This is a genomic window from Kitasatospora sp. NPDC001683 (assembly GCF_053596495.1).
This window is the reverse complement of record NZ_JBSFGK010000116.1, coordinates 1-21105: the sequence shown is the minus strand read 5'-3', so window position 1 is coordinate 21105 and position 21105 is coordinate 1. Positions and strand designations below refer to the sequence as shown.

The window sequence follows — 21105 nt, the reverse complement described above, 5'->3', positions numbered from 1 at the left end:
CGCCCCGGCCCCGGGACGCCGGAAGCCTGGAACCCGGGGCCCGACGCCGGAGGCCCGAACGCCCCGGAGCCGGGGCACGCCGACGCGGCGTGCCCAGGCTCCGGCGCGTCACGCCCGGGTCAGGGCCGCGATCGCCGCCAGCAGCAGCGCAGAGCCGGCCGCCAGGTCGGCGGTGAAGGGTTCGCCGAGGAAGAGCACGCCGATCACCGCCGCCGTGGCCGGCTCCAACAGCACCAGTACGGAGGCGGTGGTGCCCGGTACGGCCGTCAGCCCGCTGAAGTACCACCGGTAGGCGAGCAGCGTCGGCACCGTCCCGAGGAACAGCAGCGCTCCGCCGGTCAGCGCCGGCTGTCCGGCGGTGGGCAGCACGCCCTGGAGGGCCGCGAACGGCAGCAGGCAGAGCAGCCCGGTCATGAAGGCGCCAGTGCTCGCCCGGGCCGTACCGCCGCCCCGGGCCCACAGGGTCAGCCCGCTCTGGCCGGCGCCCGCGAGCACCGCGAGGGCGACGCCCAGTGCCGGGCGCGGTCCGGCGGCCGGGGCCGCGACGAGCAGGGCGAGCCCTCCGAGGGCGAGCACGACGGCGGCCACCGCCCGCCCGGTGAGACGTTCGCCGAGCAGCAGGTGGGCGCCGAGGCTGGTGAGCACCGGCCCGGCGCCGATGGTGATCAGGGTGCCCAGCCCCAGGCCCGCGTAGTGCACGGAGGCGAAGTAGGCGCACTGGCTGACGGCCAGCCCGAGGCCGGTGAGCACGGCGGCGCCGCGCTTCCCGCCGGAACCGGCCGGGGCCCCGGAGGGCAGCAGCGCCAGACAGAGCGCCGCGACGCCGAAGCGCCAGCAGGAGACGGCCACCGGGCCGAGCCCGCTGGTGCGCATCAGCAGTGCGGCCACGGCTCCGCCCACCCCCCAGGCGACGGCGGCGGCGGAAATGGACAGCAGGCCGTGCCGGAAGGGCACGGCGGTGTACGAGGTCATGCGTCGGTACTCCACGATGGTTCGCCGGTTCAGGTCCGCGGGGTACGCGGGCGGCAGCCATCACCCCGGCGGCGGGCATCCCCGCTCGGCCGGGTTCGTCGGAGTTCGCCGCCCGCTAGCGGACCGGCGGCGGGAGGATCACGAAACGCACGGGGCCCAGGCTACGCCCGCCCGTCGGTGCTCTTTCCGGGCCGCCCGGGCCGGCTGCGGTCGAGCGGGCCGGCTGCGGTCGAGCGGGAACACCCCCGGGCGAGGAGCACGCGCGATGAACCAGCTGACGCACGACGAGGTAAGGGCCGCCGGGCAGCGGATCGCCGGGCGAGTGCAGCCGGTCACGGTGGCGCCGGGTGACGACGGCGGACGGAACTGGCTGGCGCTGGAGTTCCTGCAGCACACCGGCAGCTTCAAGGCCTGCGGCGTGCAGGACTTCCTGCTCGCCCACACCGAGGCGGGCGCCCTCCCGCAGGCCGGCGTCACCATCGCCTCGGGCGACGACGCCGGCCTGGCCTGCGCCTGGGCGGCACGCGAACTCGGCTTCCGGGCAAGGGTGTTCCTGCCGGAGACGGCCTCACCGGTGAAGCTGGCGCGGCTGCGCTCGTACGGTGCGAGGTACGGCCGGTCGGCCGGGAGCACGCGGACGCGCTGGCGGCGTGCGAGGAGTTCGCGGCGGACAGCGGGGCGCTGGCTTCGCATGCGCATGACCACCCGCTGATCGCGGCCGGGGCAGGGGCGGTCCTGGAGGAGATCCGCGCCCGGGTGCCCGGGCTGGACACGGTGGTGGCGTCGGGGGCGGCGGCGGGCTGTTCGCCGGGGTCGCGGTCGCGGCCCGCGAGCACGGCGTGCGCGTGGTGGCGGTGGAGCCGGAGGGCAGCCGGTCCCTCAACGCGGCACTGGCGGCGGGCCGCCCGGTGGACGTCCCGGTCCGCCGGGGTGGCGAGCATGAAGCGCTCGACAACGGCAACATCGGCGGCCCATCACCGTCGAGATCGACGCCACGCCGCCGACTCCGACCGTCCCGTGCCGGTGGACGCCACCGGTCCGGACGGCACCACCCGCAGTGGCCACCCCGCGTCGGCCGCCGACCCCCGACGCCGGCGGCACTCCCGACGATCGCCGACGACCCGTCTGACGGTCGACCAGCGGGCTCAGCCGATCGCCGACGCCCGTCGGATCCAGACGGCCCCCCAACCACCACTCCCAGCCGCCCAAGTGCTGAACTCGCCCATTCCGCACCGCATTTGATGAAGATTGAGCAAAGAGCTCCCACCCTCAGACCACTCGGGGTGCGGGAGCTTTTTCATGACGGGCACAAGGAAAAAGATCATCAGAGTTCTCACTCGACGCCCCCCCTCATCGGCGCGGAGCCCGACAGACACGCCGCGACCACACGACCCCAAACCAGAGGCCTCGGCGCGGGCGGCAAGTCGACAATTTGGCACCCCGTCATTCCGGTCCAGAGGTGCTGGCACGCCAGAGAGCGCCAAAAGGGTGAGCAGGAGTCAGTCGCCACCCAAAAGACCCAATCCACGCCGTCAACTCGCTCTTGAATCAGGCGATTTGAGAAATCTGATAGCCGACCACATCAAGCCCCGAAAACGGGGTCAGAGCACCCCGGGTCCCCCATTTGGCCCCCGTCATCAACCATTCGGCACGGGTTGATATGACAGTCCTTCAATCGGCCAGTACGTTCATATCTGTCGGCACCAAGCCGATCCAGTCGAGACAGGAGAAGTTCCATGAACAAGATGACCACCGCCATTGTCCTCGCGGCAACGGCTGGCGTGGCCGTCACCGGCATCACCTACGCGTCGGCCGCGTCCGAGCCGGTCGTGAAGGCGGCGCCGGTCGTCCAGAAGGCGGCCCCGGCGGCCGCTCCGGCGGGCGCCCAGGCGCCGCTCGACGGCGGCGCGAAGGGCAACGAGGGCAAGGGCAACGAGGGCCGCGAGGAGCGCCGCGAGCACCGCGAGCACCGGGAGCACCGCGAGCACCGGGGCATCATCCACGTCAACGAGCGGTCGTACTCCGCGGATGACTTCGGCTGCATCACCGTGGTCAGCGGCCTCGGTGCCAAGTCGCTGAACATCCGCAACGACAGCTGGCGCGAGGTCGAGGTCTTCAGCGGCGCGGTCTGCGACAACGGCGCCCCCATCGCCACCGTCGGGCCCCACAGCTCCAGCGACGGCGTTCACCCGAAGCGCGTGCACGAGGGCGTCGAGGTCGACGACGGCGTCGTGGGCAGCTTCCGCGTCGTCCACCGCTTCCACGGCGGCGAGGGCTTCGGCGAGGGCCGTGGCGAGGGCCACGGCGAGGGCCACGGCGAGGGCCACGGCGAGGGCCGGAACTGAGACCGACCGGAACTTCCGGAGCTCAGGCCGACCGGGACTTCCGGAGCTGAGACCGACCGGGACTTCCGGAACTGATCCAACGGAATGACTGGAGCCCCGGCCCGCCGAAATCGGGCCGGGGCACCAACACAGCTATTGTCCTACAGGTTCACGCGTCCTGCACGCGGGTGATGTCGGCCTGGGTGGCGCATAGCGGCCAGCCGGTGGTCCAGCTTCGAGGGCGACGAACGGCCCAACGCCGACGCCCGGCGGATCCGGGCGGTCCTCGACTGCCACTCACCGCCGCCGCACGGCCGACTTCGCTGCACGCACGGCTCGTCTGGTGAAGATGGTGAACAGGTCCCGCGCTCCGATCGATTGGAGCGCGGGACCTCTTCATGGCGCCGACATTGACGTTGAGTCACACGAGTTCCACCTCCCGCATGTCCGCACACGGCACCCCCGGGCACGCCGGTCCGTCGGCCGACGCCCCAGCCGCACGGCAGCCGCCGCACTGCGCCGCCCCGATCCGGTTCACCGAGCGGGACGTCCGGCCCGGCAGGACGTCGAAGCCCTCGTGCGCGGGCATCGCGAGCAGCCGGTGGATCCGGCCGACGGACCGGATGGCGGCGCGTGGGGTCGTCGACGGCCGGCGACGAGAACCGACCGAACGGGGCACATGGGGGCGGGCGGGACGGGCCGGGCGGACGGGGCGGGGCGGGCGGGACGGGCCGTCGACCCGGGCCGACCGCATCACTATGCGGCGATCACCATTCCCATGAAACGACGTGGCCACCAAGAATGCACCCTCGCGAGCCCATGCTCAATTCCAGCTCAAATGCTGAACCTACTGGCGAGTCACGTAACACGCTCATGAACAGACGGCCCCCTACCTGCACGGATAATCGGCAAAGAAAGTAAACATTCAGTAATGAAATCTGTGCAGAGGTCTCTGAATAGCCCTACTGTGTGGCAACTCTCCGCGCTCCGATACCCCCGGAGCCCCCACACACAGAGAGATCGCCCATGGCTTCCCTCAACCAGATCTCGCCGCCCGGCCAGAGCTCCGGCACCGCCGGCACCGCCCACCGGTCGCTCAAGCGCCACGTCGGACTCGTCGGCCTCATGTGGGCCTCGGTCGGCTCGATCATCGGCTCCGGCTGGCTCTTCGGCGCGAAGAGCGCCGTCACCGCCGCCGGGCCGGCAGCCGTCATCTCCTGGGGCATCGGCGCCGTCGCGATCGTGCTGCTCGCGCTCGTGCACGCCGAGCTCGGCGGGCTCTTCCCGGTCTCCGGCGGCACCGCACGCTATCCGCACTACGCCTTCGGCGGCCTGGCCGGCATGTCCTTCGGCTGGTTCTCCTGGCTCCAGGCCGCCACCGTGGCACCGATCGAGGTCGAGGCCATGATCGGCTACGCCAAGGACGCACCCTGGGCCAGCGGACTGCAGAACGCCAACGGCACCCTCACCACCAGCGGATTCGTCGTCGCGACCGCACTGATGGCGGTATTCGTCGCGGTCAATTTCCTCGGCGTGAAGGCCCTCGCCCGGACCAACAGCGTCGCCACCTGGCTGAAGATCTTCGTTCCTCTGTTCACGATCTTCGTGCTGGCGATCACCAGCTTCCACGGCTCCAACTTCACCTCGCACGGCTTCGCCCCGTTCGGCGCCAAGGGCGTGCTGACCGCGATCAGCACCAGCGGCATCATCTTCGCGCTGCTGGGCTTCGAGCAGGCCATCCAGATCGCCGGTGAGAGCCGCAACCCCAAGCGCGACATCCCCCGCGCGGTGCTCGGTTCGGTCGCCATCGGCACCCTGATCTACACCCTGCTGCAGGTCGTCTTCATCGGCGCGCTGCCGGTCAGCGCCTTCGCCAACGGCTGGGCGAAGCTCGACTTCCCCGGCATCGACGGCCCCTTCGCCGGTCTGGCCACCCTGGTCGGCCTCGGCTGGCTGTCCTACGTGCTCAAGGTCGACGCGGTGATCTCCCCCGGCGGCACCGGCCTGATCTACACCACCTCCACCTCGCGCATCTCCTACGGCCTGAGCCGCAACGGCTACGCGCCGCAGAAGTTCGAGCAGCTGGACAAGAACGGCGTGCCGTGGTTCGGCCTGATCATCGCCTTCGTGACCGGCGTGATCTGCTTCCTGCCCTTCCCCAGCTGGCAGCAGCTGGTCAGCTTCATCACCTCCGCCAGCGTGCTGATGTACGCCGGCGCCCCGCTGGCCTTCGGCGCCCTGCGCCGCCGGCTGCCGGACCGCGAGCGCTCCTACCGGCTCCCGCTGGGCGGCGTGATCTCCCCGGCCGCCTTCGTGGTCTCCAGCCTGATCATCTACTGGGCCGGCTGGGAGACCCTGTACCGCCTCGGCATCGCCATCGTGCTCGGCTACGCCCTGCTCGGCGGCTACGCGGCGTACGCGATCAAGAAGCGCCTGCCGAACGCGCCGCGGCTCAACTGGAAGTCCGCCCAGTGGCTGCCGGTCTACCTGCTGGGCCTCGGCCTGATCTCCTGGCAGGGCGGCTTCGGCAACGGCACCGGCCTGATCCCGATGTGGTACGACATGGCGCTCGTCGCGGCGTTCTCGCTGGGCATCTACTACTGGGCGATCCAGGTCGCCCTGCCGGCCGAGGAGATCGAGCGCGAGGTCGCCGACGTCGAGGTGGTCGACGCGGGCGGCCACTGATCACCTGATCACCGACACCTGACGGGACGGGCCCGCCGGTCGCTGAGTCGACCGGCGGGCCCGTCCGCGTGCGTGAGTCCGCGTGCGTCGGCGGCGTCAGAGGTCCAGGACCGCGCGCAGCGCGGCCTCCACCTCCGCCTCCGGGTCGGCGACCGGGCCGGGCGAGCGCCAGGCGACGAAGCCGTCCGGGCGCACCAGCAGCGCTCCGCCCGGGCCGAGGCCGTGCAGGGCGGCGAAGTCCGTACCGGGCTCCGGGGCCAGGTCGTCCTCGGCGCCGTCGCCGATCCGGTAGGCGTCCAGCGGGACGGCCAGCCGGTCGGCCGCCCGCCGGGCGCCCTGCTGCCAGGCCGTGCCCTCCGGACCGGTGAGCAGCACCATCGCCTGCTCGTACAGGTCCAGCGTGGACAGCCGTACGCCCGCGCGCAGCAGCCACTGGTGCGGGGCGCGGCTGCCCGGCTCGCCGGCCGACTCGAAGGTGTCCGGAACGACGGCGCCCGCCGGGTCCGTGCCGAGCACCGCGCCGCGCGGGTAGCGGTAGCCGAGCGCCACCGCCAGCACCCCGGCCTGCCGGCCGACGCCCGGGACCACCGCGTACCCGGGGTGGCTGTGCTCGGCGGAGCGGGCCGAGGCGCGCTCGCTGGTGACCTCGGCGACCGGGCGGCGCTCCTGCCCGTACGTCTCCAGCAGGCCGGGCCCGGCCCAGCCGCACAGCACCGCGGCCAGCTTCCAGGCCAGGTTGTGGGCGTCCTGGATGCCGGTGTTGGAACCGAAGGCGCCGGTCGGGGACATCTCGTGGGCGGAGTCCCCGGCGAGGAAGACCCGCCCGACGCCGTACCGCTCGGCGACCCGTTCGGCGGCGTGCCAGGGCGCCCGGCCGGTGACCTCGACGTCCAGTTCGGGCAGGCCGACGGCGGTGCGGATGTGCCGCTCGCAGCGCTCGTCGGTGAAGGCCTCCAGCGGCTCGCCCTGCTCGGGGTGCCAAGGCGCGTGGAAGACCCACTCGTACTGGTTGTCCACCGGCAGCAGCGCGCCGTCCGCCTCCGGGTTGGTCAGGTAGCAGGCGATGAAGTGCCGGTCGCCGACCACGTCGGCCAGCCGCTTGGCGCGGAAGGTGATGCTGACGTTGTGGAACAGCTCGCCCTTGCCGGTCTGGCCGATGCCGAGGCGGACCCGGGCCGGGCTGCGCGGGCCGTCCGCCGCGATCAGGTACTCCGATCGCACCACCCGCTCCTCGCCGGTCTCCCGGCTGCGCAGCAGGGAGGTGACGCCCTCGGCGTCCTGCTCGAAGGAGACCAGCTCGGTGCTGAAGCGCAGCTCGCCGCCGAGCTCGCGGGCCGCGCGCACCAGCACCGGCTCCAGGTCGTTCTGACTGCACAGGCACCAGGAGCTGGGGCTGAACCGGGCCAGTTTCCCGCCCGGGTCGATCTCCCGGAACAGCCACTCCTGCTCCTCGCCGGTCAGCGAGGGCGCCTGGAGGATGCCGTGGTTCGGGGCGAGCACCGAGGCCGCCTCGCGGATCGCCGGCTCGATCCCGGCCACCCGGTACAGCTCCATCGTGCGGATGTTGTTGCCTCGTCCACGCGGGTGATGCGAGGTGTCGGCGTGCTTCTCGACCAGCAGGTGCCTGACACCCAGTCGGCCGAGGAACAGCGAGGCCGACAGCCCGACCAGGGAGCCGCCCACGATCAGGACCGGCACCCGGTCGTCAACCTTCGGATTCATCAATTGCTCCACCCTGTAAGGGGATTCCGCGGCCCGGCAGCTGGACTCGGCGCCGCCCTCGACGGGCCCGCACAGCCGGGGCCCGGCTCTTCCATCCCCCGCCCGAGGAGGGCTGTGCCGCCCCTTCCCCCGGATGGCCCGCAAATCTCGCGCCGCGCCCGGTCGGCCGCTCACGATCGACCTCAGGCCTGGCGCCGACTGCCCGGGCCGACCGCCATCGCACCCCCTCCGCCAGGCCGGGAGCACCGGACGCGGCCGTCAGGACCCGCCGCGAGCGGCCGAGAGCAGAAAGTGGATCATGACAACTCTGTCCGAACCGCAGCCGAAGCAGCACCAGGAGTCCGACACCCGGCTGAGGGTGGTGCTGATGCTGGAGATCCAGGACGGCGCCCAGCAGCGCTTCCTCGATGTCTACGAGCAGTTGCGCCACCAGGTGGCCGCGGTGCCCGGTCACGTCAGCGACCAGCTGTGCCAGTCCATCGACGACCCCCGCCAGTGGCTGATCACCAGCGAGTGGGAGGACCAGGAGGCCTTCCTGCAGTGGGTGGACAGCCCCGCCCACCGCGAGATGGTCAAGCCGATGCACGGCTGCGTCAGCGACAACTTCCGTTCGCTGCGCTACGCCGTCCTGCGCCAGACCTCCGCGGACGGCGCCACCGGCACCCGGGCCCCGATCGAGGTGCCGCCCGGCCTGCCGCGCACCGAGCCCGCCGGGCACGTCGGCCCGCCCAGGGCCGAGCCGGGCCCGGACGGCGTGGTGCGCCACGCGCTGACCTTCACGGTCAAGCCCGGCAGCGAGGCCGAGGTGGCCCGCATCCTGTCCGGCTACGCCTCCCCCAAGGCCGAGGTGGACGAGCACACCCGGCTGCACCGCACCTCGCTGTTCATGCACGGCAACCGGGTGGTGCGGGCCGTCGAGGTGGTCGGCGACCTGGGCGCCGCGCTGCGCCACGTGGCGATGCAGCCCGAGGTGCGGGCGGTCGAGGAGGAGATCAACCCGTACCTGGAGGAGGCCCGGCAGTTCGGCGACCCTGAGTCCGCCCGCGCCTTCTTCGCCAAGGCGGCACTGCCCGCCCGGCACCAGGCGATCGCCAGCTCCCCGGCCTCCGGCCGGCTGCACCGGCACGCCGTGCTCTACCCGGTGCGCCCGGGCCGCGGGCAGGCCGTCGCCGAGCTGCTCTTCGACCACGACAACCTCGCCACCGCCGACCCGACCGGTCCGGTCGCGGCGGCCACCGTCTTCCGGCGTGAGGACACCGTGGTGCGGCTGGTCGACCTGCGGGTGCCGGCCGAGGCCGACCCGGCCGCCGCGCTCGGTGTGGCGGGCGAGCATGAGGCGGCCGAGCTGGCCAAGCTGCTGGACCTCGGCCCGGCCGGCGACCTGCGCACCGTCGCCGGCCTGAGCGCGTTCCTCGCCGCCCGCGCCATGACCCCGGTCACCGACCGTAGCTCGCTGAGCGACTGACGCTCAGTCGACCCTCCTGGAGGAACACACCATGACCACGCAGTACCCGCGGATCATCAGCGTCGACGAGGCCCCGGAGAACCGCCGCCACGGCGCCGAACTGCGCACCATGCTCACCCCTCCCAGCTGCGGGGCGACCAGCGGCTTCATGGGCCTGGCCATCATCAAGCCCGGGGAGCGGATCAACGAGCACTACCACCCGTACTCCGAGGAGTTCGTGTTCGTCGTCTCCGGCGACCTGGAGGTGGACCTGGACGGGAAGACCCACCCGCTCAAGCCGGACCAGGGCCTGATGATCCCGATCAACATGCGCCACCGCTTCCGCAACGTCGGGAAGACCGAGGCCCGGATGGTCTTCCACTGCGGCCCGCTCGCCCCGCGCCCCGACCTCGGCCACGTGAGCACCGAGGAGGGCGCCACCTCCGGCCCGCCGGAACACGCCAAGGTGGGCTCGTGACGCGGCGCGTCGCCGTCACGGGGATCGGTGTGGTCGCGCCCGGAGGGATCGGGATCCCCGCGTTCTGGGACCTCCTGACGGCCGGCCGCACCGCCACCCGGGGCATCACGCTCTTCGACCCGACCGGGTTCCGCTCCCGGATCGCGGCCGAGTGCGACTTCGACCCGGCGGCCCACGGGCTGAGCCCGGACGACGTCCAACGAGCCGACCGCTACGTGCAGTTCGCGATGGTCGCGGCGGCCGAGGCGGTCGCCGACGCCGGGCTGGACCTGACCGCCGAGGACCCCTGGCGGATCGCCGTCTCGCTCGGCACCGCCGTCGGCGGCACCACCCGGCTGGAGCACGACTACGCCCTGGTCAGCGCCACCGGCACGCGCTGGGACGTGGACCACCGGCAGGCCGAGCCGCAGCTGCACCGGGCCTTCGCACCCAGCACGCTGGCCTCCGCGGTGGCCGAGCGGGTCGGCGCGCACGGCCCGGTGCAGACCGTCTCCACCGGCTGCACCTCCGGCCTGGACGCGATCGGCTACGGCTTCCAGGCGGTCGAGGAGGGGCGCGCCGACATCTGCGTCGCCGGCGCCTCCGACTCCCCGATCTCGCCGATCACCGTCGCCTGCTTCGACGCCATCAAGGCCACCAGCGAGCGCAACGACGACCCGGAGCACGCCTCCCGCCCCTTCGACGCCCACCGGGACGGCTTCGTCCTCGGCGAGGGCGGCGCCGTCCTGGTGCTGGAGGAGCTGGAGCACGCCCGCCGCCGCGGCGCCCGGATCTACGGCGAGGTCGCCGGCTTCGCCACCTTCGGCAACGCGTACCACATGACCGGCCTCACCAAGGAGGGGCTGGAGATGTCCCGGGCGATCGACCACGCGCTCGACCACGCCCGGGTCAACCGCACCGACGTCGACTACGTCAACGCGCACGGTTCGGGCACCAAGCAGAACGACCGGCACGAGACCGCCGCGGTCAAGCGCTCGCTGGGCGACCACGCCTTCGCGACGCCGATGAGCTCGATCAAGTCGATGGTCGGGCACTCGCTCGGCGCGATCGGCGCGATCGAGGTGGTCGCCTGCACCCTGGCGCTGGCCCACGGCGTGGTGCCGCCCACCGCCAACTACGAGACTCCGGACCCGGAGTGCGACCTCGACTACGTGCCGCGCACCGCGCGTGAGCTGCCGCTGAGCCACATCCTCTCGGTCGGCAGCGGATTCGGCGGATTCCAGTCCGCCGTCGTGCTCAACAGAACGGGGTAAATGCCATGACGTCACGTCAGCAGGGCCGCCGGGCGGTGGTCACCGGCCTCGGCGTGGTGGCGCCGAACGGTGTCGGTGCCGACGCCTTCTGGAAGGCCACCAGGCAGGGCGTGAGCGTCCTCGACCGGATATCCCGCGAGGGCTGCACCGACATGCCGCTCAAAGTCGCGGGCGAGGTGCGGGACTTCGATCCGCAGTCAGTGATCGACAGTCGCTTCCTCGTACAGACCGACCGCTTCACCCACTACGCGATGGCCGCCGCCGACCTGGCGGTGGCCGACGCCGGGTTCCGGCCCGATCCCGACCAGCCGTACGCGGTCGGCGTGGTGACCGCGGCCGGCTCCGGCGGCGGCGAGTTCGGCCAGCGCGAGCTCCAGCAACTCTGGGGCCAGGGACCGCGGTTCGTCGGACCGTACCAGTCCATCGCCTGGTTCTACGCGGCCAGCACCGGCCAGATCTCGATCCGCGGCGGCTACAAGGGCCCGTGCGGGGTGGTCGCCAGCGACGAGGCCGGCGGCCTGGACGCCCTCGCGCACGCCGTGCGCGCGGTCGAGCGCGGCACCGACGCCGTGGTGGTCGGCGCCGCCGAGGCCCCGCTGGCGCCGTACTCCATGGTCTGCCAGCTCGGCTACCCCGAGCTCAGCCTGGCCGACCGGCCGGACACGGCCTACCTGCCGTTCACCGCGCGGGCCTGCGGCTTCGCCCCCGCCGAGGGCGGCGCGATGCTGCTGGTGGAGGACGAGCAGGCGGCCCGGCGGCGCGGCGCCAACGTCCGGGCGTACCTGGCCGGGCACGGCGCCACCTTCACCGGGGCCTCCCGCTGGGAGGAGTCCCGGGAGGGGCTGGCCGCCGCGATCCGGATCGCGCTGGACGAGGCCCGGGTCGCGCCCGAGGAGATCGACGTGGTCTTCGCGGACGCCCTCGGCTTCCCCGCCGCCGACCGGGCCGAGGCCCTGGCATTGGCCGACGCACTCGGCCCGGCCGCCGAGAGCGTCCCGGTCACCGCACCCAAGTCCGGTACCGGGCGGGCCTATTGCGGCGCCCCGATGCTGGACGTCGCGGCCGCCGTCCTGGCCATGGAGGACGGCGTGCTGCCGCCCACCCCCAACGTCACCGAGGTCTGCCACGACCTCGCCCTGGTGACCGACCGCGCCCACCCGGCCGAGCTGCGCACCGCGCTGGTGCTCAGCCGCGGGCTGATGGGCTCCAACTCCGCGCTGGTGCTCCGGCGCGGCGAGCAGTCCTGACTTCCCCGTACCCCCGATTCCCCGAACCTCCGATCCGCTGCACCTTCGAAGGGAAACCCGTGAGCAACAACCTCAGCTATCCCGAGCTCGCCGCCCTGCTCCAGGCCCGGGCCGGCGTCACCGTCACCGCCGGCGACCTGGAGCAGCCGGGCGCCCAGTTCGACGACTTCGGCATCGACTCGCTCGGACTTCTCGGCATCGTCGGCGAGTTGGAGAACCGCCACGGCCTCAAGGTCACCTCCGGCGCCGAGTCCGCCAAGACCCCGGCCGAGTTCCTCGAGCTCGTCAACAACTCCCTCTCCGCGAAGGCAGGCGCCTGAGATGCCCGGACACACCGACAACGAGATCGTCATCAACGCTCCGCTCGACCTGGTCTGGGAGATGACCAACGACCTGGAGAACTGGCCGGAGCTGTTCAGCGAGTACGCCTCCGTGGAGGTGCTGGAGCGCGAGGGCGACCGGGTGCGGTTCCGGCTCACCATGCACCCGGACGAGAACGGCAAGGTGTGGAGCTGGGTCTCCGAGCGCACCACCGACCGGTCCTCGCTCGCGGTCAACGCCCGACGGGTCGAGCCCGGCCCGTTCGAGTTCATGGAGATCCACTGGGAGTACGCGGAGGTCCCGGCCGGCACCAGGATGCGGTGGATCCAGGACTTCGCGATGAAGCCCACCGCGCCGGTGGACGACGACGGCATGGTCAACCACATCAACCGCAACTCCCGGATCCAGATGCAGCTGATCCGCGAGAAGGTCGAGAAGGCGGCGGCCGAGCGATGACCGAGACCCACCGCGCCCTGATCGTCGCCCGGATGAAGCCCGACGCCGCCCCGGACATCGCCGAGGTGTTCGCCGACTCCGACCGGGGCGAACTGCCGCACCTGATCGGCGTCACCAGCCGCAGCCTCTTCCAGTTCGGCGACGTCTACCTGCACCTGATCGAGGCCGACCGCCCGCCGGGCCCGGCCGTCGCCAAGGTCGTCGGCCACCCGGAGTTCCGGACCGTCAGCGACCGTCTGACCGCCTTCGTCCAGGCCTACGACCCGGCCACCTGGCGCGAGCCGAAGGACGCGATGGCGCGCGAGTTCTACCGCTGGGACCGCTGAACCCGGTCCCGTCTGGGCCCGCCCCCGGCCGTGTGCCGGGGGCGGGCCCATGTGCGCGCCCGGACCGCGCAGGGGTGCGCGGCCGCATCAGCCGTGTGCGCGCACACCTACCATCCGGTCACCCCGGTGCCCGCACGTACCACCCGACACCGGCGCGAGTTCACCCGGATCGCCGGGGCACTCGGGTGAACACGGCCAGGACTCCACCCGAAGGGCTCACTCTCCGTGGGGGTGGCTCCACTCTCCGGTGGCACGCGGCCGCCCTGTGGTTGACGGTGGATCAGGCGCCACTTCTCGCGAATCCCCATGACCGGCACCCGCCGGCAGTCGCGGTCCGTGCGCCGAAAGGATCATCCTCATGCGTTCTGCACGCACGCTGCTCGCCGGAGCGGCGGTCGCCGCCCTCCTCACCGCCGGCGCGCCCATGGCCTTCGCCGACGGCTCGTCGGACCAGGGCAAGAACATCAGCTGGCAGGAGAAGCAGTCCGACAGGGGCTCCGAAGGCCGAGGCGACGAAGGCCGAGGCGACGAAGGCCGGGGCAATGAAGGCCGCGGTAACGAAGGCCGGGGCAATGAAGGCCGCGGTAACGAAGGCCGCGGTAACGAAGGCCGCGGTAACGAAGGCCGGGGCAATGAAGGCCGCGGCAACGAAGGCCGCGGTAACGAAGGCCGCGGCAACGAAGGCCGGGGCAACGAAGGCCGCGGCAACGAAGGCCGGGGTGGGGAGCACGAGGGCCCGCACGGCGGCGTGCACACCGGCGGCGGCGGTCTGGCGCTGTCCGGCGGTGGCCTCGCCTCCGGCGCGGTGCTGCTGCTCGGCGGCCTCGGGGCCGGCGCGTACGCGCTGCGCCGCGGGCGTCGCGCGTCCGGCGCCACCGCGGTCTGACGCCTACTACCGCCGCCTCTGGGCGCCTCCCCCGGCCGGGGTGGGGCGCACGGGGGCGGCGGGCCGTCGTGGAACAGGCTCCTGACGAAGACTTCGAGCGGAGGACAGGAATGACCGGCGGTCCCGGCTCCGGAATGACCCGGCTGCTGCGCGGCGGGATGGGCGCGGCGGCGGTCGGCCTGCTGCTGATGTACAACTCGGTGGACCCCGAGCCGGGCACCGGCCCGGTCGCGGGGAAGGCCGCTCCCCCGGCGGCCGTCGCACCCGCCGTCCCGGGCCGGTCGGCCATCGCAGCCGCGCCGGCGGCGCCCGCCGCCGCGCCGGCCGTACCGGCCGCACCGGCCGCACCGGCCGCACCGGCGCTCAAGCGCTCCAATCCGACCCGGCTGCGGATCCCGCAGATCGCCGTGGACGCGCCTTTCACCGAACTCACCCTCAACCCGGCCGGCCAGCTCGACGCGCCGCCGCCGGACGACAAGAACCTGGTCGGCTGGTACCGGGACGGCGTCACCCCTGGCGAGCGCGGCAGCGCGGTCGTCGCCGGGCACGTGGACACCACCAAGGGCCCGGCGGTGTTCCTGCTGCTGAGGCTGCTGGTCCCGGGCAACAAGGTCGAGGTGAGCCGCGCGGACGGCACCGTCGCGGTCTTCAAGGTCGACTCGGTGGAGACCTTCGCCAAGGACGCCTTCCCCGACCAGAAGGTGTACGGCACGACCCCGGACGCCCAACTGCGACTGATCACCTGCGGCGGCGCGTACGACAAGAAGCGCCGGGACTACCTGGACAACGTGGTGGTCTTCGCCCACCTGGAGTCCTCGCACAAGGCCTGAGGCCGGCACACCGAACGGCCGCTGCTCCCCCGTCGGCTCGGGGAGCAGCGGCCGTGGTGTGGGGCCGGCGGGCCGGTCAGACCCGGACGGTGGCCTCGAAGGCGTGCAGGTAGGGGTTGACCGGGCGGACGGCGGTGACGTCGAGGCCGGCCTCCTCCATCAGGTGGACCATGCTCTCCTCGGAGTGCTTGGCGCCGCCGACGTTGAGCATCAGCATCAGGTCCATGGCGGTGGTGAAGCGCATCGACGGGCTGTTGTCGACCAGGTTCTCCACCACCACGACGCGGGCGCCGGGGCGGGCCACGGCGACCACGTTGGCGAGGGTGCGGCGGGTGCTGTCGTCGTCCCACTCCAGGATGTTCTTGATGATGTAGAGGTCGGCGCGGACCGGGATCTCGATGCGGCAGTCGCCCGGGACCAGGCGGGCGCGGGCGGAGAAGATGCCGCCGTCCTGCAGCCGGGGGTCGGCGCCGGCGACGACCTTGGGGAGGTCGAGCAGGGTGCCGTGCAGAGCCGGGTGCTTCTCCAGCAGGCTGGCCAGCACGTGGCCCTGGCCGCCGCCGATGTCCGCCACCGAGTCGATGCCGGTGAGGTCCAGGTACTCGGCGAAGTCCTTGGCGGACTGCTGGCTGGAGGTGGTCATCGCCTTGTCGAAGACCTTCGCCGAGTCGCCGGCGTCGCTGTGCAGGTACTCGAAGAACTCCTTGCCGAACAGCTCGGGGAAGACGTTGCGCCCGGAGCGCACCGCCTCGTCCAGCTTCGGCCAGGCCTCCCAGGTCCACGGCTCGGTGCACCAGAGCGAGATGTAGCGCAGGGAGTTGGGGGCGTCCTCGCGCAGCAGGCGGGACATCTCGGTGTGCTCGAAGCGGTCGCCGGCGGTCTCGGTGAAGATCCCGTAGCAGGTGAGCGCGCGCAGCAGGCGGCGCAGCTGGCGGGGTTCGGTGTCCAGCTGCGCGGCGAGGTCGGTGACGCTGGTCGGGGTGTCGCCGAGGACGTCGGCGACGCCGAGCCGGACGGCCGCGCGGACCGCTGCGGCGCAGGCGGCGCCGAAGACGAGCTCGCGCAGGCGCATCGCGGCCTGGTGGGTGGTGTTGGCGGGTGCTGTGGTCATGGATGGTCCTTCCCGATCGGGGGCGTCAGCAACGGCCGGACGGCTCGGAGACCGAGCAGGTGTTGCGGGCGAAGGTGTTGGCGGTGCCGGTGTCGCGGTCGGCGAGGTCGGCCGGGCCGTTCCCGCTCAGCTTGTTGTCGGCGATGGTCGCTCGGGTGTTGGGGATGCCGACGACGCTCTTGAACAGGACGATGCCGCCGGAGAAGTCCGTGCTGCCGACGTTGTCGTGGACCTCGTTGCCGGTCACCCGGGTGTCCTCGGTGCCGGTGAGGACGATGCCGGTGCCCTGGATGGCGCCGAGGCGCGGGTTGGCCGGGCAGAACTTGTTGTTGGCGATCACCCGGTTCTTCCGGACGTCGAGGTCCCCGGCGCGGGGCACGCCCTCGTCGCCGACCACGAAGACGCCGCTGCAGTTGCCGCTGATCTCGTTGCCCTGGACGGTCAGCACGCGCAGCCGGCGCACGGTGACGCCGACCCGGTTGCCGGTGACCACGTTGCCCTCGACGACGGTGCCCCCGGTGTCGGGCGCGCCGCCCTCGCGGTGGGCGTAGTTGGCGAGGAAGACTCCGGACTCGCCGTTGTCGGTCGAGCGGTTGCCGAGGACGGCGGCCTTGGTGGACATCTCCTGGCTGATGCCCTGCTGGCCGTTGTCGTGGACGTAGGTGGCGCGGACCGCCAGGCCGGTGGTGCCGCTCGCGTCGATGCCGTTCTTCTTGAAGCCGGTGACGGCGAGGGCCTCGAGGGTGACGTCGGGCAGCGGTGCGGCCTCGGTGCCCACCACGCAGATGCCGTGCCCGGCGGTGGCGCAGGCGTTCTCGCTACCGGTCCCGGGGGTGATCACGCTGGCCGGTCCGGCGCCGCGCAGGGTGAGGCCGGGGGTGGTGATGCGGACGCTGCCGCGGTAGGTGCCGGGGAGCAGTTCGACGGTGTCGCCGGGCTGGGCGGCGTCGACGGCCCGCTGGATCGATTCTCCCGGCTGGACGAGGTGCAGGGTGCCACCGGCAGCACGGGCCGCGGGTGCGGCGGCCAGGGTGGCGAGGGCGGTGGTCAGCGCGGTGGCGGCGGCGGTGGCCGCGGCGAGGTGGTTGACCCGACACATGGGCATGAGTGGTGACCTGCTCTTTCGGCGCGCGCGGTGGAGGGTTCGCGGGTCGGCGGTCCTGTTCGGGGAGCCCGTCCGACCCGGTGTGTGCGGGTGGTGACGTTCGGTGAGTACGGCCGAGTCGACGGTACGGTCACCCGGGGAGGGCCGCCACCAGGGCTGGGCTGCCGGGCTGACGGGGCGTCGGCCACCGGTGGGACGCCCCGGCGTGGCGTGCGTGGCCCGCGGCGACGGGCCCGGGCGCCGTCGTCGCCCCGGCCCGTGACATCCTCGGGGGCATGAGCACCGTGCCCGTACCGTCCGTCGCCGCCCGCCGCAATCCGATCGGCGCCCACGTCCCGGTGGCCGGCCGCGGCCTGGCCGGGACGGGTCTGGCGTACGCGGCGAAGGTCGGCGCCGAGACGGTGCAGGTGTTCGTGGCCAACCCGCGCGGCTGGGCCACTCCCGCGGGCAATCCCGCGCAGGACGAGGCGTTCCGCGCCGCCTGCGCCGAGCAGGGCATCCCGGCCTGGGTGCACGCGCCGTACCTGATCAACTTCGGCTCGGACAATCCGGCCACCCGGGAGCGTTCGGCCGACTCGCTGCGGCACTCGCTGCACCGCGGCCACGCGATCGGCGCGCTCGGCGTCGTGCTGCACACCGGCTCGGCGGTCGGTGCGGGCCCCGACGGCGGCTCGCGCCGGGCCGAGGCGATGGCGCAGGTGCGCGCCGACGTCCGACCGTTGCTGGACGAGTTGGACGCGCTCGGCGACGACGCGCCCTGGCTGCTGCTGGAGCCGACCGCCGGTCAGGGCAGCTCGCTCTGCTCCCGGCTGGAGCAGCTGGCCGAGTACGTGGCGGCGCTGGACGGGCACCCCAAGGTGGGCGTCTGCCTGGACACCTGCCACGCCTTCGCCGCCGGGCACGACCTGGCCGCCCCCGGCGGGGTGACGGCCGCGCTGGACGCCCTGGCCTCGGCCGCCGGTCCGGGGCGCCTGCGGCTGATCCACGCCAACGACTCCGAGGACGTGGTCGGCGCCCGCCGGGACCGGCACGCCAACATCGGCGCCGGGATGATCGGCGCGGAGCCGTTCCGGGAGCTGTTCGAGCACCCGGAGACGGCCGGGGTGCCGCTGCTGGTGGAGACCCCGGACCGCAAGCACGGCGGGGACGGCACCGGGCACGCGATGGACATCGCGGTGCTGCGGGAGCTGCGCGGGCGGGCGGCCGTCCCGGTCAAGCCGTAGCGGCTGCCGGTCGGGCCAGGAGCCGCTGAACCGGGGCCTGGCGAGCTGGCGCCCGGCGCCGTCGCTCTCGGAGGTCCCGGCGACGGAGGGGCAGCACCGAGCCCGGGGCCGACTGGCGGCCTCCGGGCTCGGGGTGCGGGGGGGGATCAGCAGCCGCAGTCGCCCACGCTGTCGCTGTGCTCGTGGAAGTTGAACCAACTGGCGTGCGGGCCGAACAGGCCGACGCCCGCGGAGCCGGACTCCAGGCTCTGGCTGGACGACTGCGCCTGCATCGGCGCGTGGCCCCAGGCCATCGCCGAGGTCGGGACCGCCGCGACGGCACCGGCCACGGCAACGATCACGGCGAGCTTGCGGATGTTCCCACGAAGCGACATCTGATGTCCTTTTGGTTCGTCTCTCTGGTCCTCGACCCGAGCCCCCGATCGGCCGGTTCGAGCCGGTTCGACGGGCCGGGCGGCGCCCCACCGGGGAGGCGCCGCGCCAAGGTTGGCACACGAACCCGCAGGTGGGGCGCGCGCCGCGACCGGGGTGGGGCATCCGGGTGACACATCTACCCCGGCCGGACGAACGCGGCCGGACGGCGGCGGTGACGGCGGTGGTCGGACGGCTTCGCGCGGCCCGACCGAGGCGGTCGCAAGCCCGCACCGCGGGTCGAAGGCCTCGCGGGGCGCACCGGACGAGTGCCCGTCCGAGCCGCGTGCGGCCGCAAGTCTTGCGGTGATCCGCCAGGGCGGATGAACAAATCCCATCGATTTGGTGCAAGGTGCCGCCCGGTCCGAGCATGAACGGTCGCTCCACCGAGCACGAGCAGGACCACGAAAGGCGCACCACCCTCATGCAGACCAGCCCCGCCGCAACCCGGCAGGCGACCCGACCGAGCAGCCCGGCCAGCGCTGATCCGGCGACCCCGGACCCGGCCACCCCGGACCCGGCCACCCCCGCTCCCGCGAAGAACGGCCGCTTCGGACTGGCGACCGCCACCGCGCTGGTGATGGGCAACATCATCGGCGGCGGCATCTTCATGATCCCGGCCGCCGTGGCGCCGTTCGGGACGGTCAGCCTGCTCGCCTTCGTCGTCCTCACCGTGGGCGCGATCGCGCTGGCGCTGGTCTTCGGGCAGCTGGCCCGCCGCAACCCGCGCACCGGCGGGCCGTACGTCTACGCCCGCGAGGCCTTCGGGGACTTCGCCGGCTTCCTGTCGGCCTGGTCGTACTGGATCACCACCTGGGTCAGCAACGCCGCGCTCGCCGTGGCCGCCGTCGGCTACCTGGACGTGCTGGTGCCGGTCGGTCACGACACCGCGCTGGAGATCACCGCCGCGCTGGCCTTCCAGTGGCTGCCCGCGCTGGCCAACCTGGCCGGCACCCGGTTCGTCGGGGCGGTCCAACTCGTCTCCACCATCCTGAAGTTCATCCCACTGCTGCTGGTCTCGGTGGGCGGGCTGTGCTTCTTCGACCCGAAGAACATCGGGCCCTTCGACGGCAACGGCCAGGGCTGGATGGGCGGCATGACGGCCGCCGCGGCGATCCTGCTGTTCAGCTACCTGGGCGTGGAGTCGGCCGCGATGAGCGCCGGTCAGGTCCGCGACCCCGAGCGCAACGTCGGCCGGGCCAGCGTGCTCGGCACCAGCGGCGCCGCCGTGGTCTACCTGCTCGGCACGCTCGCGGTGTTCGGCACCGTCGCGCACCAGCGACTGGTCAACTCCAGCGCACCGTTCTCGGACGCCATGAACGCGATGTTCGGCGGCACCTGGGGCGGCACGGTGATCGCCGTCGCCGCGCTGATCTCGATGACCGGCGCGCTCAACGGCTGGACCCTGCTGGCCGCCCAGGCGCCGTACGCGGCCGCCAGGGACGGGCTGTTCCCGGCCGCGTTCGGCAAGGAGAAGCGCGGCGTGCCGACCTTCGGCGTGATCGTCAGCGTCGCCCTGGCCTCGGTGCTGACCATCGCCAACTTCGCCAGCGGCGCCAAGGGCGCGTTCGACATGCTGGTGCTGGTCACCACCTTCACCGCGGTGGTGCCCTACCTGCTGTCCACCGCCGCCCAGTTGTACTGGCTGGTCCGCGGCGCCACCGACAAGGTCGACGGCGCCCACCTGGTGCGCGACGCCGTCCTCGGCCTCGGCGCCTTCGCCTTCTCGCTCTGGCTCCTGGCCGGTGCCGGCTACGCCGCCGTCTACCAGGGCGTGCTGTTCCTGTTCGCCGGGATCCTGGTCTACGTCTGGCTGGCCGGGCGCCGCCGGGCCCGGCCGGAGGACGACGCCCGCTGACCTCGTTGCCGAAGGTGGCCCCGGTGTGCGGTGTACCGCGCGCCGGGGCCACTTCTCTTGTGCTGGAACGGAGTCGTCGGGGCCGAGTGGTCCGGGCGGGGGCTATCCGGCCGACAGTTCGCGGAAGCGGTTGATGGCGGGCAGGTGCTTCTCGCGCAGTTCGTGGTCGCGCACGCCCAGGCCCTCCTCGGGGGCCAGGCAGAGCACGCCGACCTTGCCCTGGTGCTTGTTGTGGTGGACGTCGAGGGCGGCCTGGCCGGTCTCCTCCAGGGAGTAGACCTTGGACAGGGTGGGGTGGATCCTGCCCTTGGCGATCAGGCGGTTGGCCTCGTAGGCCTCGCGGTAGTTGGCGAAGTGCGAGCCGACGATCTTCTTGAGCGACATCCACAGGTACCGGTTGTCGTACTGGTGCATGTAGCCGGAGGTGGAGGCGCAGGTGACGATGGTGCCGCC

General features: G+C 72.8%; 18 protein-coding genes and 2 pseudogenes. 14 read left to right on the top strand and 6 right to left on the bottom strand.

Features of this window, described 5'->3' with window-relative positions:
* Positions 1-108: 108 nt before the first annotated feature.
* Entirely contained in the window at positions 109-972 is an 864-nt protein-coding gene (locus ACWCYO_RS35795) for a DMT family transporter (RefSeq protein ID WP_449786564.1), read from the bottom strand.
* Positions 973-1237: 265 nt separating this feature from the next.
* On the opposite strand from ACWCYO_RS35795, the pseudogene ACWCYO_RS35790 reads away from it, so the two are divergent.
* From ACWCYO_RS35790 to ACWCYO_RS35780, 3 genes and pseudogenes are all read left to right on the top strand, one after another.
* Positions 1238-1895 (top strand): annotated as a pseudogene (locus ACWCYO_RS35790) (pyridoxal-phosphate dependent enzyme); the annotation flags it as partial.
* Positions 1896-2708: 813 nt separating this feature from the next.
* Positions 2709-3317: a hypothetical protein gene (locus tag ACWCYO_RS35785; protein WP_449786563.1), complete on the top strand. Its 609-nt coding sequence runs from the start codon at positions 2709-2711 to the stop codon at positions 3315-3317.
* 1005 nt (positions 3318-4322) lie between these two features.
* Entirely contained in the window at positions 4323-5981 is a 1659-nt protein-coding gene (locus ACWCYO_RS35780) for an APC family permease (protein WP_270141597.1), read from the top strand.
* A gap of 96 nt (positions 5982-6077) precedes the next feature.
* Here the strand turns inward: ACWCYO_RS35780 and ACWCYO_RS35775 are convergent, their stop codons facing one another.
* Positions 6078-7703, bottom strand: a complete 1626-nt coding sequence (locus ACWCYO_RS35775) for an FAD-dependent oxidoreductase (protein ID WP_270141599.1) — start codon at positions 7701-7703, stop codon at positions 6078-6080.
* A gap of 298 nt (positions 7704-8001) precedes the next feature.
* Here ACWCYO_RS35775 and ACWCYO_RS35770 point away from each other — a divergent pair, with 298 nt between their 5' ends.
* The 9 genes from ACWCYO_RS35770 to ACWCYO_RS35730 all read left to right on the top strand — a co-directional run bounded on the left by ACWCYO_RS35770 (position 8002) and on the right by ACWCYO_RS35730 (position 14944).
* Positions 8002-9168: a SchA/CurD-like domain-containing protein gene (locus ACWCYO_RS35770; protein WP_270141601.1), complete on the top strand. Its 1167-nt coding sequence runs from the start codon at positions 8002-8004 to the stop codon at positions 9166-9168.
* A 31-nt stretch (positions 9169-9199) separates the two neighbouring features.
* Positions 9200-9625, top strand: a complete 426-nt coding sequence (locus tag ACWCYO_RS35765; RefSeq protein ID WP_270141602.1) for a cupin domain-containing protein — start codon at positions 9200-9202, stop codon at positions 9623-9625.
* Positions 9622-10878 carry a beta-ketoacyl-[acyl-carrier-protein] synthase family protein gene (locus ACWCYO_RS35760; protein ID WP_270141604.1) on the top strand — a complete coding sequence of 419 codons (1257 nt, stop codon included), beginning with the start codon at positions 9622-9624 and terminating at the stop codon, positions 10876-10878. The genes ACWCYO_RS35765 and ACWCYO_RS35760 overlap by 4 nt, the downstream gene beginning before the upstream one ends.
* 5 nt (positions 10879-10883) lie before the next feature.
* Positions 10884-12125: a beta-ketoacyl synthase N-terminal-like domain-containing protein gene (locus ACWCYO_RS35755; protein ID WP_270141606.1), complete on the top strand. Its 1242-nt coding sequence runs from the start codon at positions 10884-10886 to the stop codon at positions 12123-12125.
* Positions 12126-12184: 59 nt separating this feature from the next.
* The gene (locus ACWCYO_RS35750) at positions 12185-12445 is read left to right on the top strand and encodes an acyl carrier protein (protein ID WP_270141608.1); all 261 of its coding nucleotides are present in this window, start codon (positions 12185-12187) and stop codon (positions 12443-12445) included.
* Position 12446: 1 nt separating this feature from the next.
* Positions 12447-12902 carry an SRPBCC family protein gene (locus ACWCYO_RS35745; protein ID WP_449786562.1) on the top strand — a complete coding sequence of 152 codons (456 nt, stop codon included), beginning with the start codon at positions 12447-12449 and terminating at the stop codon, positions 12900-12902.
* Positions 12899-13228 (top strand): TcmI family type II polyketide cyclase, encoded by a 330-nt coding sequence (locus ACWCYO_RS35740; RefSeq protein WP_270141612.1) that lies wholly within the window; start codon positions 12899-12901, stop codon positions 13226-13228. The genes ACWCYO_RS35745 and ACWCYO_RS35740 overlap by 4 nt, the downstream gene beginning before the upstream one ends.
* A gap of 358 nt (positions 13229-13586) precedes the next feature.
* Positions 13587-14114 (top strand): hypothetical protein, encoded by a 528-nt coding sequence (locus ACWCYO_RS35735; protein ID WP_270141613.1) that lies wholly within the window; start codon positions 13587-13589, stop codon positions 14112-14114.
* 110 nt (positions 14115-14224) lie between these two features.
* Entirely contained in the window at positions 14225-14944 is a 720-nt protein-coding gene (locus tag ACWCYO_RS35730; protein WP_270141614.1) for a class F sortase, read from the top strand.
* Between the two features lie 76 nt (positions 14945-15020).
* Here ACWCYO_RS35730 and ACWCYO_RS35725 read toward each other — a convergent pair whose 3' ends face one another.
* The gene (locus tag ACWCYO_RS35725) at positions 15021-16055 is read right to left on the bottom strand and encodes a methyltransferase (RefSeq protein ID WP_449786561.1); all 1035 of its coding nucleotides are present in this window, start codon (positions 16053-16055) and stop codon (positions 15021-15023) included.
* 25 nt (positions 16056-16080) lie between these two features.
* Positions 16081-17160, bottom strand: coding sequence for a right-handed parallel beta-helix repeat-containing protein (locus ACWCYO_RS35720; protein WP_270141617.1), 1080 nt, complete (start codon positions 17158-17160; stop codon positions 16081-16083).
* Between the two features lie 275 nt (positions 17161-17435).
* Here ACWCYO_RS35720 and ACWCYO_RS35715 point away from each other — a divergent pair, with 275 nt between their 5' ends.
* Positions 17436-18383, top strand: coding sequence for a deoxyribonuclease IV (locus ACWCYO_RS35715; protein ID WP_270141618.1), 948 nt, complete (start codon positions 17436-17438; stop codon positions 18381-18383).
* 146 nt (positions 18384-18529) lie between these two features.
* On the opposite strand, the gene ACWCYO_RS35710 is transcribed toward ACWCYO_RS35715, so the two are convergent.
* The gene (locus tag ACWCYO_RS35710; RefSeq protein WP_270141620.1) at positions 18530-18757 is read right to left on the bottom strand and encodes a hypothetical protein; all 228 of its coding nucleotides are present in this window, start codon (positions 18755-18757) and stop codon (positions 18530-18532) included.
* A gap of 461 nt (positions 18758-19218) precedes the next feature.
* Between ACWCYO_RS35710 and ACWCYO_RS35705 the strand changes: the two genes are divergently transcribed.
* Entirely contained in the window at positions 19219-20652 is a 1434-nt protein-coding gene (locus ACWCYO_RS35705; protein ID WP_449786565.1) for an amino acid permease, read from the top strand.
* A gap of 102 nt (positions 20653-20754) precedes the next feature.
* Here the strand turns inward: ACWCYO_RS35705 and ACWCYO_RS35700 are convergent.
* Positions 20755-21105, bottom strand: a pseudogene (locus ACWCYO_RS35700) (crotonyl-CoA carboxylase/reductase); the annotation flags it as partial.